Source organism: Cupriavidus sp. 05T41 (assembly GCF_056396525.1).
The window spans coordinates 1-12,924 of record NZ_JBFTLQ010000051.1; the positions used below are offsets into that span (position 1 = coordinate 1).

The 12,924-nt window shown below is 60.8% G+C and carries 14 protein-coding genes and 1 pseudogene; 5 read left to right on the plus strand and 10 right to left on the minus strand.

Annotated features, from left to right (window positions below; genetic code table 11):
* Window positions 1–25 precede the first annotated feature (25 nt).
* The 7 genes and pseudogenes from AC1DKV_RS25975 to AC1DKV_RS26005 form a co-directional block, all read right to left on the minus strand.
* Window positions 26–325 carry a hypothetical protein gene (locus tag AC1DKV_RS25975; protein WP_441624506.1) on the minus strand — a complete coding sequence of 100 codons (300 nt, stop codon included), beginning with the start codon at window positions 323–325 and terminating at the stop codon, window positions 26–28.
* Between the two features lie 12 nt (window positions 326–337).
* Window positions 338–1,345 (minus strand): annotated as a pseudogene (locus tag AC1DKV_RS25980) (IS630 family transposase); the annotation flags it as partial.
* A gap of 117 nt (window positions 1,346–1,462) precedes the next feature.
* Entirely contained in the window at window positions 1,463–2,152 is a 690-nt protein-coding gene (locus AC1DKV_RS25985; protein WP_441620705.1) for a Crp/Fnr family transcriptional regulator, read from the minus strand.
* 248 nt (window positions 2,153–2,400) lie between these two features.
* Complete coding sequence (locus tag AC1DKV_RS25990) at window positions 2,401–3,402, minus strand: NADP-dependent oxidoreductase (RefSeq protein ID WP_441620707.1); 1,002 nt, start codon at window positions 3,400–3,402, stop codon at window positions 2,401–2,403.
* Between the two features lie 8 nt (window positions 3,403–3,410).
* Window positions 3,411–3,875, minus strand: a complete 465-nt coding sequence (locus tag AC1DKV_RS25995) for a DUF2147 domain-containing protein (RefSeq protein WP_477138319.1) — start codon at window positions 3,873–3,875, stop codon at window positions 3,411–3,413.
* Window positions 3,876–4,007: 132 nt separating this feature from the next.
* Window positions 4,008–4,820 (minus strand): oxidoreductase, encoded by an 813-nt coding sequence (locus AC1DKV_RS26000; RefSeq protein ID WP_441620709.1) that lies wholly within the window; start codon window positions 4,818–4,820, stop codon window positions 4,008–4,010.
* 149 nt (window positions 4,821–4,969) lie between these two features.
* Window positions 4,970–5,575: a TetR/AcrR family transcriptional regulator gene (locus tag AC1DKV_RS26005; RefSeq protein WP_441620711.1), complete on the minus strand. Its 606-nt coding sequence runs from the start codon at window positions 5,573–5,575 to the stop codon at window positions 4,970–4,972.
* A 542-nt stretch (window positions 5,576–6,117) separates the two neighbouring features.
* On the opposite strand from AC1DKV_RS26005, the gene AC1DKV_RS26010 reads away from it, so the two are divergent.
* The 5 genes from AC1DKV_RS26010 to AC1DKV_RS26030 all read left to right on the plus strand — a co-directional run bounded on the left by AC1DKV_RS26010 (window position 6,118) and on the right by AC1DKV_RS26030 (window position 9,937).
* The gene (locus AC1DKV_RS26010) at window positions 6,118–6,600 is read left to right on the plus strand and encodes a tripartite tricarboxylate transporter TctB family protein (protein WP_441620713.1); all 483 of its coding nucleotides are present in this window, start codon (window positions 6,118–6,120) and stop codon (window positions 6,598–6,600) included.
* 5 nt (window positions 6,601–6,605) lie between these two features.
* Window positions 6,606–8,147, plus strand: a complete 1,542-nt coding sequence (locus AC1DKV_RS26015) for a tripartite tricarboxylate transporter permease (protein WP_441620803.1) — start codon at window positions 6,606–6,608, stop codon at window positions 8,145–8,147.
* Window positions 8,148–8,415: 268 nt separating this feature from the next.
* Complete coding sequence (locus tag AC1DKV_RS26020) at window positions 8,416–8,634, plus strand: hypothetical protein (protein ID WP_441620715.1); 219 nt, start codon at window positions 8,416–8,418, stop codon at window positions 8,632–8,634.
* A gap of 540 nt (window positions 8,635–9,174) precedes the next feature.
* Window positions 9,175–9,420, plus strand: coding sequence for an AraC-like ligand-binding domain-containing protein (locus AC1DKV_RS26025; protein WP_441620717.1), 246 nt, complete (start codon window positions 9,175–9,177; stop codon window positions 9,418–9,420).
* A 166-nt stretch (window positions 9,421–9,586) separates the two neighbouring features.
* On the plus strand, window positions 9,587–9,937 hold the full coding sequence (locus AC1DKV_RS26030; RefSeq protein ID WP_441620719.1) for a hypothetical protein: 351 nt from the start codon (window positions 9,587–9,589) through the stop codon (window positions 9,935–9,937).
* A 281-nt stretch (window positions 9,938–10,218) separates the two neighbouring features.
* Here the strand turns inward: AC1DKV_RS26030 and AC1DKV_RS26035 are convergent, their stop codons facing one another.
* The 3 genes from AC1DKV_RS26035 to AC1DKV_RS26045 all read right to left on the minus strand — a co-directional run bounded on the left by AC1DKV_RS26035 (window position 10,219) and on the right by AC1DKV_RS26045 (window position 12,912).
* Window positions 10,219–10,365 carry a GFA family protein gene (locus AC1DKV_RS26035; protein WP_441620721.1) on the minus strand — a complete coding sequence of 49 codons (147 nt, stop codon included), beginning with the start codon at window positions 10,363–10,365 and terminating at the stop codon, window positions 10,219–10,221.
* Between the two features lie 80 nt (window positions 10,366–10,445).
* Window positions 10,446–11,939 carry an MmgE/PrpD family protein gene (locus AC1DKV_RS26040; RefSeq protein WP_441620723.1) on the minus strand — a complete coding sequence of 498 codons (1,494 nt, stop codon included), beginning with the start codon at window positions 11,937–11,939 and terminating at the stop codon, window positions 10,446–10,448.
* Window positions 11,926–12,912 carry a tripartite tricarboxylate transporter substrate binding protein gene (locus AC1DKV_RS26045; RefSeq protein WP_441649919.1) on the minus strand — a complete coding sequence of 329 codons (987 nt, stop codon included), beginning with the start codon at window positions 12,910–12,912 and terminating at the stop codon, window positions 11,926–11,928. The genes AC1DKV_RS26040 and AC1DKV_RS26045 overlap by 14 nt, the downstream gene beginning before the upstream one ends.
* Between the last annotated feature and the right edge of the window lie 12 nt (window positions 12,913–12,924).

Here is a 12,924-nt window from a genome sequence, read left to right on the forward strand (position 1 = left end):
CTAGTACAACATCCCGTAAATAGATTTAATAATTATCAGGCTGTAGGTACGGCTCCAGGAGCGTGACGACCACCTGGGCCATCTCGTCGAGCGAGCCTGCGCCTGGCAACGGCTCCCAACGCCCACTATGGTTGCGAAAGGCGGCGCCATAACGATTGCGGCCGAGTTCGGTCAGCCGAGCCACCACGGTCGGCTCCTCGTCGTCCAGACGTTTGATCAACAGGTGACGCCCGTAGGCTTGTGTGATGATCTGCTCGTGGCCGAGCAGGCTGCGCAGTTGCTGCTGCAATTTGGCAGCGTAATGTTTGGTGGGTAAGGCTGGCATGTTGATTCTCGATTACGATGCGCCGGTTTGCAGCGGATAGCCCCGGAAGCTCCATTTGAACGGGCGTGCCGCCTGATTGTGCGCGCGGATAAACTGCTCGGTGCGCTCGCGCAGGTGCGCGATGCTAGTGTGACTCGCATGGCGCAGTACCCGGCGCGTGTAGCGGGCAAACCAGAGTTCGATCTGATTGACCCAACTCGCGTGCAACGGCGTGAAGTGGAAGTGAAACCGCTCATCGTGCCGCGCGTTAAACGCCTGCCAGACGGCCTGGGCGCAATGTGTGTTCAGGTTGTCCCAGACGACGTGCACCTGTTTGCCCGGGTACGCGCTTGCCACGCGCTCCATGAAAGCGACCAAATCGTCCTGGGTGCGCCGGTCGCGGCATTCTGCCAGCACCTGTCCGGTATGCACGTCTAGCGCGGCAATCAACGCCTGGGTGCCGTGACGAATATATTCAAACTCACGCCGACGCAGCCGCCCCGGTGCGGGTGCGCGTCCTGGGTGCTTACGCTCGATGGCCTGAATGCCGGTCTTCTCGTCGATACTGAGCACCACCGCGTTTCGCGGCGCCTTCCGGTACAGCTTGCAAATGCCGTTGACCTTCTCGCGAAAGGCGGGGTCTGGGCTATGTAGCCATTGCTGGACCCGGTGCGGACGCACGTCGCCGGCCTGCAAAATGCGCTGCACCTGGCTGCGGCTGATCTGCTCGACAACGCCACGCTCCACCGCGCGCGCCACAATCTCATCGAGCGTGGGCGTGACCCGCCCCTCAGGCTCTTGCGTCTCACACGCCAGCGCGATCAACTGTAGTCGCGCCTCGTGCGTGATGCGCGGCGGACGGCCGCTGCGCTCGCCCTCGCGAATGCCTTGGGCACCTTGCTGGGCAATACGCTTGCGCCACAGGCAGACCGTTTGCACCGAGACATCCAGTTCCCGCGCAATGGCTGTATTGGCGTGGCCCTCGTGGGCCCACAACGCGATTCGCGCGCGCATCACATCTCGCTGCGGCGCCGTCTTGCGCTAGTCAGCCAGTGCGATGAGGGATTGCACATGGTACGGATGGGCGTGCGCATGCGAATGCAAGGCAGCTGACATTCCACGGGTAAGTCCTAGGATCAGTCGCTCGTAGCGCCGTGATCAGGCCTCGCTGAGCGCGCTCAGCGTCTGCTCCGACTCGATGACGATGCGGCCGTACGACAGCGACAGTGCACCCGTCGCGGCCAGGGCCTTGAGCTCCAGGGACAAGGTCTGGCGGGTGAGGCCCAGCATCATCGCAAGGGTCTCCTGCGTGATGGGAATCACCCGCCTGGAGCGGGGCAAGGCCGGAGCGTCGCCGCGCGCCAGCCTGAGCAATCGCCGCACGACGCGAGCGCGCGTGCTACGCAGCGCCGCATCCTCGAAGAAACTGAACATGGTTCGGGTGCGCGCCGTCTGCAGGACCGCAATCGCCCGTGCGAACCGGGCATTCAGCATCAATTGCTCGAACAGTGGTGGCGCGATGTGCAGCACTTCGGCGTTGCGCACGGCATGGATGTCATGCGTGCGGGGCAATCCGTCGAGCGACGATGCCTCGCCGCACCAATCCCCCGGCTCGAGCAAGCCGAAAATCATCTGCCGCCCGTCTTCAAGGACCGAGGATGCAGCGAGAGCGCCGCTCACGACGCCGAAGAGTCCGTTCGCCGGATCCCCCTTGCGCACAACGAACTCGCCGCTTCTGACACGAAACGGGCGCCCTTGCGTTAGCAACACCTTTTGCGACGCCGGTTCAAGCGATTCGAACCACGGGTCGCCAAAAATGCCTTGCAGCTCTTTGTATGGCGTCGACATTTGAGGATGCTCTGTTACCGGGGGGGCGAGCCACCCGGTCTTCGCATCGCCTCCTTCCGTACTGCGAGGGCATAGCTTCCATTTACATCAAGCTGGAGGCAGGGCATGTCTGGTCGCTTTGCTGGCACTGAACAATGTGGGGTCGCATCAGTTCTTGAGCATGCGCTGGCGGCATGCGGCTTCTGCGCCCCCGGCTGGTCATCCATGCAGTCGAGCAGGGTCGAAAAAGAACCGATGGGTGATCGCGCCTATCTGACCTGGACGACGACCTTTCCCCTAGCTCGCCCCTTCTCGACATAGGCCATGGCCTCGTTGGTCTCGTCGAAGGAAAAGACCCGATCCACTACCGGGCGTATCGCGCCGGCGTCAATGAGCGAGGTGATCTCGCGCAACTGGCGCCCGCTGGCCCTCATGAAGAGGAACGAGTACCTCAGTTCGCGACGTGCTGCCCGCTTCCGGACTCCCGAACTCAGAAGACGAACAACCAAGTTCACGAACCACGGCGCTCCGATTTCTTTTGCGAATACGGGATCGGGAGGGCCAGAGATCGAGATGAGCGTTCCGCCAGGCTTAAGGACGCGCAAAGATTTATCCAGCGCCGTTGCATCTTGACTGTGCAGAACCACATCGTAGTCCTGAAGAATCTGCTCGAAATCGTCTTTCTTGTAATCGATGACGACGTCTGCCCCGAGGCCTCTTACCAGGTCGGTGTTGGCGCTGCTCGTGGTGGTGGCTACAGTGGCGCCAACATGCTTGGCCAACTGGATCGCAAATGTGCCTACGCCACCGGAACCCGCCTGGATGAATACCTTCTGTCCTTTCTTCAGATTGGCCTTCTCGATCAACGCTTGCCATGCCGTCAGCCCCACCAGAGGGATCGATGCGGCTTCTTCCATACTCAGTGCCTTGGGCTTGATAGCCAAAGACGCTTCCTTGACCGCGATGTACTCGGCGAAGGCGCCGATGCGGAAATCATCAGGCCGGGAATAGACTTCGTCGCCCGGCTTGAACTGCCGGACGCGAGAACCGACCTTGACTACGACGCCGGCCACGTCGTGGCCCAGGACAAGAGGCAAGCGATAGGGGAGGATCAGCTTGAACTCGCCGTCCCTGATCTTGGAATCCAGCAAATTCACACCTGCCGCATGGACCTGGACCAGGATCTCATCCTCACCCAGCATCGGGCTCGGTACCTCCGCGGAACGCAACGCGCGCTTTTTCCCGTACCGATCGAGAAGAAACGCTTTCATGGTCGCTCTCATTCTTGACGCCCCCAAGTCTGCGAGCGGCCCAGCATTGGCACGCCAATGTAGCCGCGCACGCTGAGCGTCTTGCCGTCGTCGGCCAGGCGGACCTTGCTGCGATAGACCTTGCCGTTGTCGGGATCAAGAATCTGGCCGCCGACATACTCTTCGCCTTCCTTCTTCAGGCCACTCAAGATGACCAGGCCGATGACCGACGCATTCTTGTTTGCACCCTCGCATTTGTCGCACTTCGGATTCGGGTCTTCGCTCGGGGCAGGAAACACTTTCTCTATCTTGCCCTGAAGCGTTCCATTCGATTCAGTGATGCGGATCAGCGCGCGCGGATTGCCGCTGATGTCGTCAACGTTCTTCCACAGGCCAGCGGGAGAAGCATCGCCGGCCCGCACCGGCGGTGCCGCCAGCGCTGCCGCAAGGATCAGAGCGACGCCGGCCGCTTGTTTCAAACGAAGCGCTGCCATGGCTTCAACGGTTAACGTTGCCTGGCCGGCGGGTGGCCGCCTGGCGATGCATGATGACATGGACATTCCTTTCTCACAGATTGGATGACTGGGTATGTGCAACACGGAAAAGCGCGCGAAGCGGGTAACCGCCTATGCTTCAAGCCGCAGGTCTTTGCGAACCCCCGCATCCAGCACGCTGGCCGGCGCAAACCTGCGCAGCATGCGCATGCGCCTGGCGAGGCCCGGGGCGTAGTGAATTTTTGGATGCGTCGCCATGGCCGCCTTCAGCACGACGTCGGCCACCACTTCTGGCCCGTCCGCGCTGACGAGAACTTCCTTCACCCGCCTCTCCACGCCCGCGCGAATCTCTCGATACACATCGAGAGGGGCATCGGGTTCCATCAGGTTGGCATCAAAAGGGGTGTTGATGTAGGCCGGCTCGACCACCGAAACGCGGATCCCCAACGTGCGCAGTTCATGGTCGAGCGCTTCCGAATAGCCAGCCACCGCGTGCTTGGTGGCGGAATATAGCGCCATGTAAGGCATCGGCAGGAAGCCGAGCACGGAGCCAATGTTGATGATGCGACCATCCCCTTGCCGGCGCATATGTGGCACGACGGCCCGGGTCATCCGGACTATCCCAAAGAAGTTCGTATCGAAGATCGACTGGGCCTGCTCGATCGAGCTCTCCTCCGCACCCGCCGGAGCGACCCCGAAGCCGGCGTTGTTGACGAGAAGATCAATACGGCTTTCCAGTTGCATCACCTTTTGGACAGCAGCATCGACGGATTCGTCCCTCGCTACGTCGAGAGACAGCAACTCGAACGATCGCTGACCGGTTGTGCCTGCGCGTCTACTGGTCCCGTACACCTTGTAGCCCGCCTTCGCGAGCCGCTCCGCGGTGGCTTGGCCGATGCCTGAGGAGGCCCCGGTAACGAGGGCAATCTTGCCGCGCATGTTCATGTAGTTCCTCCGTCAGAGTGTGGAATTCGGGATCGTCCGGGATGCGCGTTGAGAGCGATTCGGCGCGACGCTCAAAACGAGCGTCGCCGCCATTTCGCATGATGCGCATCATATCAATGGGCGAGCGAGATGATTGCATTAACCCAGGTTTAGATACCAGGGGGGACCAGGCGCTCCAGCGCAGCTTCGAGCAAGCGATCGGACAGCGCTGGCTCGTCGACTGCACGAGCCAGCACCAAGGCGCCAACCATGGTGGCGATGGTCACGAGTGCTTGTTCGTGAGCACCGGGCTGTCCCCAGTCAGGAGATTGGCGGGCGACCAGGTCTGTCATCGCCTTGATGTGGCGAGTCGTCGCGCGGCGAACTTCGGGCGCCTGTCGAGGCGTTTCCGAGCCTAGCGCGGCCAAGGGGCATCCCATCTCGACGAGTTCGAGGTGTTCCTTGGACAGATAGGCTCGAAGCATCGATTCCAAGGCCGTCTTGGGAGCCGCATTAGCCACAACGCCTTCCGCGGCGGCCGCGGACTCCGCACACGCTCGATCCGCGGCTTCTGCCAGCATGGCTTCGCGCGAGGGGAAATGAGCATAGAACGCTCCATGCGTCAGCCCGGCGTCCTTCATGACGTCGGCGACGACAGCGCCGTCATAACCACTGCGCCGGATCGCTCGGGCAGCCGCGGCCACAATGCGCTCGTGCGACGCTTCCTTGGCGACGCTTCTAGCGTTGATCTTCATATTTCGCATGACGTACATCATACCAAATTTGCGCGATATTTGTACTGAGATTTTCCCGCAGACAACAACTGCCTAGTCAGCGCTCCCTCTACTGGCCTTAGGACGCGGTGAACGATGCAGATCTGGCGGCGTTGTCAAGGTGGAGTCCGATGCGGCGGTCAGGGCGGTGGTTCTCACCGGCACGCATCCCGGGCGCTTCAAGCAGGCCACCCTTGGGCCACCGCGACGGCCATTGAAGCGGCTGCGAGAAAGCGCCAGCAGGCAACGGATCCTCCCTAGGGATTTCACTAAGATTACGTGGCCCTGAATTTATTACATCACATCGTGACATATTTAGAAAGCTTGCCGCAAGCCGACTGAAAGCCGGTTGGAAGCAGCCGGCTTTAGAGTCCTCTCACCCGTTGCGCCACCGCCCTGATCGAAGGGCGCATGGTCATCGGCGTTCTCATAGAACGGAACGAAGGAGACCAATCCATGATCAGACGACGTGCCAAAGAGCGCTGCCCCGAGGCGGGCAGTGTCACATCGCAGCCCACGCTGCACAACGGCAGGAGGGGCGCAGCATGAACACCTCGCATCGTTTCAGGAAGGACTATTACGGGGGCGCGTTGATGACGCTGGTAGGCCTGGCCGCGGTGGCAGCCGGCCTTCAGTACCACACCGGAACGTTGAGCCACATGGGCCCCGGCTTCTTCCCGGTGGCCGTGGGTGCGCTACTGGCCCTGGTTGGCGTGCTGATTGCAATGTCCGCCCGCGGCGATTCACCTCAGGCCGCGCAGCCTGCCGGACACGGCCACAGCCATAGCGCGCCGGACCTGCGCGGGGCCGTGTGCATCGTGCTGGGTGCGCTCGCGTTCCTGCTGTTCGGCAAGTACGGCGGCCTGATCCCGGCCACTTTCTCCATTGTCTTTATTTCCGCCCTGGGTGACCGCAGCAATAGCCTCAAGCAGGCCGCGCTGCTCGCGCTGGCCATGTGCGTGGTGGCCGCGGGCGTGTTCTGGTGGGCGTTGAAGCTGCAATTGCCGCTGTTTGGCTGGGGGGTTTGACTGCTATGGTTTCCAATGCTTTGCATGATCTCTGGTTCGGGTTCGGCGTCGCCTTTCAGGGCACCAACCTGATGTGGTCGTTTTTCGGCGTGCTGGTCGGAAACCTGATCGGCGTGCTGCCCGGCATGGGCGCGCTCTCCGCGATCTCCATCCTCCTGCCGCTGACCTACGCGATGCATCCGGTGCCCGCCATCCTGATGCTGGCGGGTATCTTCTACGGTTCGCAATATGGCGGCGCGATCGGCGCGATCCTGCTGAACCTGCCGTCCCACCCGCCGCACGCAGTCACCTGCCTGGACGGCTACCCGATGACTCGCGCAGGAAAGGGCGGCACCGCGCTGGGCATCACCATGATCTGCTCGTTCTTCGCCGCATCGGTGGGCATTCTCGTGATGATCTTCGCGTCGCCAGTTCTGACGGCGATTGCGTTCAAGTTCGGCCCTGCCGAGATCTTCTCGATCATGTTGCTGGGCTTGCTGGCCGGCTCGACGATGTCGCGTGGCTCACCGCTGAAGGGGGTAGCGATGACGTTGTTCGGGCTGCTTTGCGGCGTGGTAGGCACCGACGTCAACACGGGGGCCTTCCGCTTTGCGATGGGCATTCCCGAGCTGAGCGACGGGCTGGAGCTGGTAGCGATCGCCATGGGTTTATTCGGTGTGGCGGACTTCCTGCTGAACGTCAACCGAATGAGCACTGTCACTGCCAAGACCAAGCTGCGCATCCGCGACATGCGCCCAAGCCTGGCCGAACTCAAGACGGCCTTCTGGCCGATGGTTCGCGGCACCGGCGTAGGAACATTGTTCGGCGCCATGCCCGGAACGGGGCCGACGATCACGACCTTCGTAGCCTATGCGCTGGAGCGCAAGATTTCCAAGACGCCGGAAAAGTTTGGCACGGGAATGATCGCGGGGGTTGCGTCACCTGAGGCCTCCTCGCACTCCAAGACGCAGGTGGACTTCATCCCCACCATGAGCCTGGGAATTCCTGGCGACGCAGTGATGGCGCTGATCCTCGGCGCGCTGATGATCCAGGGCATCAGCCCGGGGCCACAGCTGATCAGCGAGCACCCGGACATTTTCTGGGGCCTGATCGCCAGTTTCTGGATCGGCAACGTGCTGCTGATGATCTTGAACGTTCCGATGATCGGCGTTTGGGTCAAGCTTCTGCAGGTGCCGTACCGCTACCTGTTCCCGTCAGCCATGTTCTTCATCGCGGTGGGTGTGTTCAGCACCCAGAGCAGCCTGTTCCAGATCTGGGAAGTGCTGGCCTTCGGCCTGATCGGCGCCTTGCTCATGTGCCTGGAGTTCTCAGTGGCGCCGATCCTGCTCGGCTTCGTGCTCGGGCCGATGGTGGAGGAAAACTTCCGCCGCTCCCTGCTGCTCTCGCGCGGTGACATGACCGTGTTCCTGCAGCGGCCGATCAGCTGCACCTTCGTTGTCGCGTCGGCGCTTCTGCTGATCGGCGTGACCTGGTCGGCCTGGCGCAGCCGCACTGCAAAGAAGCCGTTGCTCGAAGTGCCGGAGTCCGAGCTGGTCGTCAGCGAGTGATGTTCCACTGCTTCATTGGCGCCGCACAGTGCAAGGTGTGGCGCCAACCGTTCCCGAGGATGCGCATCGATTCCTGGGCCACTCCTGGGATAGTCCAACGGAATTTTTCCGGCTCAGGCCAGATTATTGTCGGTATTGAAACCAATCGTTGTGAATGCTGGGGTTTACCTCCATGAGGGAAACCCCTAATATGCGGTCATCGGATGCCGCAATGCAACAAGTCAGACCAAGAGAATGGCATCCACCAGCTTTAAGAAAGAGGTGAGCCATGAATACCAATCGCCATGCCCTGATCGCTATCGCCGCAGTCGCAGCCGCCCTGCTGGCAGCTCCAGCGTTCGCCAAGAGTGGCAAATTCGACACTTACACCGACGGCGCGCGGTCTGGAAAGTACGATGTGTACACTGACGGCGCGAAAAGCGGCAAATTCGACACCTATACCGACGGTGCCAGGTACTACATAGCGTCTGACCGCGCCGCCCTCTAAAAGGGGCGAACCCGGGTCGGGGACCGCTTCCCTCTCCAGCCTGCCCCATAGGTCTTGGGAAAGGCACCAAGAGGAGCCCGCTTCGCATGCCTTGGCGAAGTGGCCCGCCCGGATGTGGACTTCAGATTGCTGCCGAACCCCACACTTTCCGAAGTGTGGGGTTTTTGCTTTTCGGGTACCCGGCGCAGGGAAAGGAAAAGGGCAATCAGCCCTCCCGCAGATCAGTCTGTGCCTTTCCAGGCAGTTTCAGTGCAGCGGCTCAGTGAAACCACCGCAAGGCCGGAAACACGGGCAATAGCTACTTTCTCCGCGGCCCCCTGCCCTCTCCGCGCCATATAGCAATCCGCTGCTCCGATCCGATGTGTGCGTGGAGGCGCATGACCACGTCTCTCGCGAACTCACTGACCATGTGCTGGGCTGGAAGCCTGGCGCGCCAGATGCGGCGATGTTCAAGGGTGAGATCAATCGCCTGAAGATCTACGCGCTGCGCCATGGCGCCGAAGTCGAGATATCCGCTCGCCCGTTCGGGGACTTTCCCTCGTGCATACGTCGCTCGGAGCCGGCGCCGAGATCGAATGTGACAGCCACCGACTGTGGATTGCCGAGGGCCGCACCGCGGTGCTCGCGCCAGAGGAGCGGATTCGGCTGCGATGGAGCCCCGGCAACCAGCAGATGATCGCCAGGGTGCCGCACACGCTGGTGCACGAGGCCGTGGGGTGCGAAGAGAAATTCCTCCACCGCCGGCCCTTGCAAGGCTGCCGCAATTCGATATCTCAGCAATCATAACGGATACCGGAATCCGCTAGCGCTTGAGCCGTTGTTTCCGCCTACAGCCGACCACGATGCCGCGCAGATCGCGCGCCTGGCACATCGATAAGACCCTCTCGGGCTCAGGCGCCACGCCGACTAACGCTTGCACCGCGGATCAAGCGCATACAACTTTGGATCGCATATGAAGACGACAGACGTCAACAGCACCAGTGAAATCATCGCCGCCGTCAACCCGCAGGCGCTCGGGCACTACAAGCAGATGCGCGCGGCGCTCGGCAATGCCGAGACATTAGACGAGACTACTTACGAGACGATTATCGCGGTGCAGTTCGCTTTGCTGGGCAAGGAGGTGCAATTCAAGATTCACGCGATCCGGCTGTTCTCCCTCGGTCTTTCCAAGGAACATGTCCAAGCCGTCGTACTCGCAGGAGCAGGCCTCACGATAATCATGTGTGAAGCCGCACGGGCTCTGACTTGGGCAGACGAAGCCTACGAAGAATTCCAGGCAAAAAACTGGCGTCCGGCCGGCTGACGAGCGACATTGCCATCGGGCGTGCGGCATTCCAATGTCGGGATGGCACGACGGGCGGGCACGGGGCGCGCTTCGAAAGGCTGCACCTGTGCCAATGGATCATCTCAGCGGTGCTAGCAGCTCGATACCATCAGCCATCGCTCGGATGAATGAAGAAGCCGAGGTCAAGGGGCCGCGGCACCGAGACCTATGGCTGGCCTTCGAACTCTACGACGCCATCGATATCAGGCATCCATTCAAAGCGCCGCTTCGTCCATATTTGTCTCACCGGTCGACCCAACTCATAGCCCAGAGGCCGCAATGTTTGCGCGAAAGGCTGAGCCAGACTGCATCTGACAGTCCGCGCAATTGCATATGGAGATGGTGCCAGGTTCGACCTCCGCCTCATACTGGATGGCCCCACAGTGGCACTGCCCTTCCACTTTCATGACGACTCCAGAGCAGATTGGAATATGAAGAATATCGAGCGGCCAGCGAGGACCAGCGCCTGCGCTGGTCCTCGCATGCCTTACAGCTCTCGTGTTACTCCTCGTTGAGGGCTCAGCAAACGCGTCAGCATCCGCACCGAAGGCAGTGTTTCCAGTCGGCACACACGATCGACGACTTCCTGCGCAGGAATTGGCAGGCCTGACAGCCGAACCATGCGATTGAACTTTGCGATCCTCTCCTCTTCATCGCATGGATCCCCCGGTGTCCCGTGTGCGTCACGCGTCTCCGCACGATGCACCTCTCCATTCTTCAAGTGAACTTCCACACGACAGGCGAACTGTCGTGGATAGACCAGTTCCGCGACTGGATCGACCACCAGTTCAACACGCCTGGCAACACTCGAATTCATAGGATCTCGAATGGCGTCGGGGCTAAACGCCATCGGGTCGCTCGGATCTCCGGTAAGCGCCAAAGCTGCACAGTATGGGATGCTGTACTGGGCATCCATAGTATCGCAGACGTCCGCATTGGCGTTGTTCTGGACAGCGAACGCACTTGTCGCGACGACAATCTTCTCTACTTCCCGCACATCGATACCGACTTGCTCCCGCATTGCAAGCAGAAGCTGTACAACGCCCTGGATCCACCCACAAATTGGATAGACCTTTACCCAGACATCGTCGATTGCCCATCCAGTCCCGAGGCCTGCGTCCAATAACTCCGGCTGTGCCCTCCCGCCGCCAAATGCATCCAGCAATCCGAACTTTCCGTCAATCGCCGTTGGGGGGGCGGTAAAACCACGACGAGCGAGCATCGCCATTCGAACACCCGCTTCCGCCGCTCGGCCCGCATGCATCCGCTTTACCATTCCCGCGGAACCCAGAGCAAAGTTCTTGACGCCAGACGCACACGAGCAAGCAAGGCCGGTTGCGCTCAATAGTTGTTCGAGTGGCAGGCGCATTGCCACCCCCGCCGCCAGGGCGCCGGCAACAGGCCCCACTACACTGGTCTTGTGGAACCCGCGCTGGGAGGGCTCCGTGCCCAGCGCCATGCTGATGCGTGCAGTTGCCTCGTAGCCAGCCACAATAGCCCGAAGAATCTGCACACCAGACGCATCGACGGCTTCCCCCGCTGCGAGTACTGCTGGAACGATGACTGCACCGGGGTGAACCAAGGCGGCGGATAGCAGATCATCGAGTTCAAATCCATGCATCGCGGTACCATTGCAGAGCGCAGCTTGGCTCGAGGCAACCTCATCGACGCAGCCCAGGATAGTGGAAGAGCCACGAGAAGAATCCGCGATGACTTCCTCTGCCATGATCTTGCCCCAGGGTTGCCGCACGCCAAGCAGAGCACAACCAATAGCGTCGAGAAGACACCAACGTGCTTTATCTATTGCATCGCGCGGCGTTTCGTCGCCCAAGGCGCGCAGATATTCAATGAGGTTACGCGCGTGGCCCGGAGGCGGCTCTTGAGATGTCTTGCTGATAGGTGTAGCCATGGCAACCAATTGAATGACGGTGAGGACGCAGAGAACTTTCTGAAACGATCGGTTTGCGCTATTGCAGCGCAATGTGTGCCGCTTTCACCACCATCCCCCACCGCTCGGTATCGCGTCCGAGGAATGTCAGCATTTCCGGGCCATTCGAGCCAACCGGCTCAGCACCCTCGGCGATAAACCGCTCGCGGACATCCGGCATCTTCATGATTTTGGAAATCTCATTGCTGAGTGTTTGTGCCACATCCTTGGGCATACCCGCCGGCCCAACCACTCCATACCAGCCTCCGGTGTCGTAGCCTGGTACGCCAGCTTCCGCGATGGTCGGCACGTCGGGCATAAGTGGCGATCGCTTCCCGCTTGTAACCGCGATTCCCCTGAGCTTGCCGGCACGAATCAACGGCAAGGCCGTAGGAATGGTGGGAAACGAGATGTCGACGTGTCCTCCAACGAGGTCATTTACTGCCAGTCCGCTACCCTTGTAGGGGACATGATCCAACCTTATTCCAGCCATCACCTGAAGAAGGGCGCCAGATAGATGCCCCGGAGAGCCGTTTCCGGCCGAGGCCTGCGTGAGGGGCGCCGGTCGAGTGCGGGCCAGCGTCAACAGCTCTGCCAGGTTCTTTGCCTGAATACCGGGATAAGCGACCAGGACATTGGGGACCATCGCGAGCAGAGAAATGGGCGTAAAGGCTTTGACGGGGTCATAGTTAGCCCCCTTCATAAGCAGCGGATTAGTCGTGAGACCAATCGACGCAAGCATCAACGTATAACCATCGGCCGGTGCGTGTGCGGTGGCGTCACTCGCAATCAATCCATTTGCACCCGGTCGGTTCTCTACCACCACGGGCTGGCCCAGTGCGGAGGTCAGCTTCCGGGCAATGATGCGAGCGGCCACATCCGTAAAGCCTCCAGGCGCAAAGCCGACAAGAATCCTCACGGGTCGACTCGGATAGTGATCCTGAGCCGAGGCTGCATTGGCAAATAGGGCAGCTGTCAATACCACCATTGTAACCAACGTTGTTCTGCCCTTCACTGGCTTATCCATGTCTCTCTCCAA

Coding starts and splice junctions, on each gene's coding strand:
- AC1DKV_RS25975 (WP_441624506.1), bottom strand. CDS start 325: ATGCCAGCCTTACCCACCAAACATTACGCTGCCAAATTGCAGCAGCAA.
- AC1DKV_RS25985 (WP_441620705.1), bottom strand. CDS start 2,152: ATGTCGACGCCATACAAAGAGCTGCAAGGCATTTTTGGCGACCCGTGG.
- AC1DKV_RS25990 (WP_441620707.1), bottom strand. CDS start 3,402: ATGAAAGCGTTTCTTCTCGATCGGTACGGGAAAAAGCGCGCGTTGCGT.
- AC1DKV_RS25995 (WP_477138319.1), bottom strand. CDS start 3,875: ATGGCAGCGCTTCGTTTGAAACAAGCGGCCGGCGTCGCTCTGATCCTT.
- AC1DKV_RS26000 (WP_441620709.1), bottom strand. CDS start 4,820: ATGAACATGCGCGGCAAGATTGCCCTCGTTACCGGGGCCTCCTCAGGC.
- AC1DKV_RS26005 (WP_441620711.1), bottom strand. CDS start 5,575: ATGATGTACGTCATGCGAAATATGAAGATCAACGCTAGAAGCGTCGCC.
- AC1DKV_RS26010 (WP_441620713.1), top strand. CDS start 6,118: ATGAACACCTCGCATCGTTTCAGGAAGGACTATTACGGGGGCGCGTTG.
- AC1DKV_RS26015 (WP_441620803.1), top strand. CDS start 6,606: ATGGTTTCCAATGCTTTGCATGATCTCTGGTTCGGGTTCGGCGTCGCC.
- AC1DKV_RS26020 (WP_441620715.1), top strand. CDS start 8,416: ATGAATACCAATCGCCATGCCCTGATCGCTATCGCCGCAGTCGCAGCC.
- AC1DKV_RS26030 (WP_441620719.1), top strand. CDS start 9,587: ATGAAGACGACAGACGTCAACAGCACCAGTGAAATCATCGCCGCCGTC.
- AC1DKV_RS26035 (WP_441620721.1), bottom strand. CDS start 10,365: ATGAAAGTGGAAGGGCAGTGCCACTGTGGGGCCATCCAGTATGAGGCG.
- AC1DKV_RS26045 (WP_441649919.1), bottom strand. CDS start 12,912: ATGGATAAGCCAGTGAAGGGCAGAACAACGTTGGTTACAATGGTGGTA.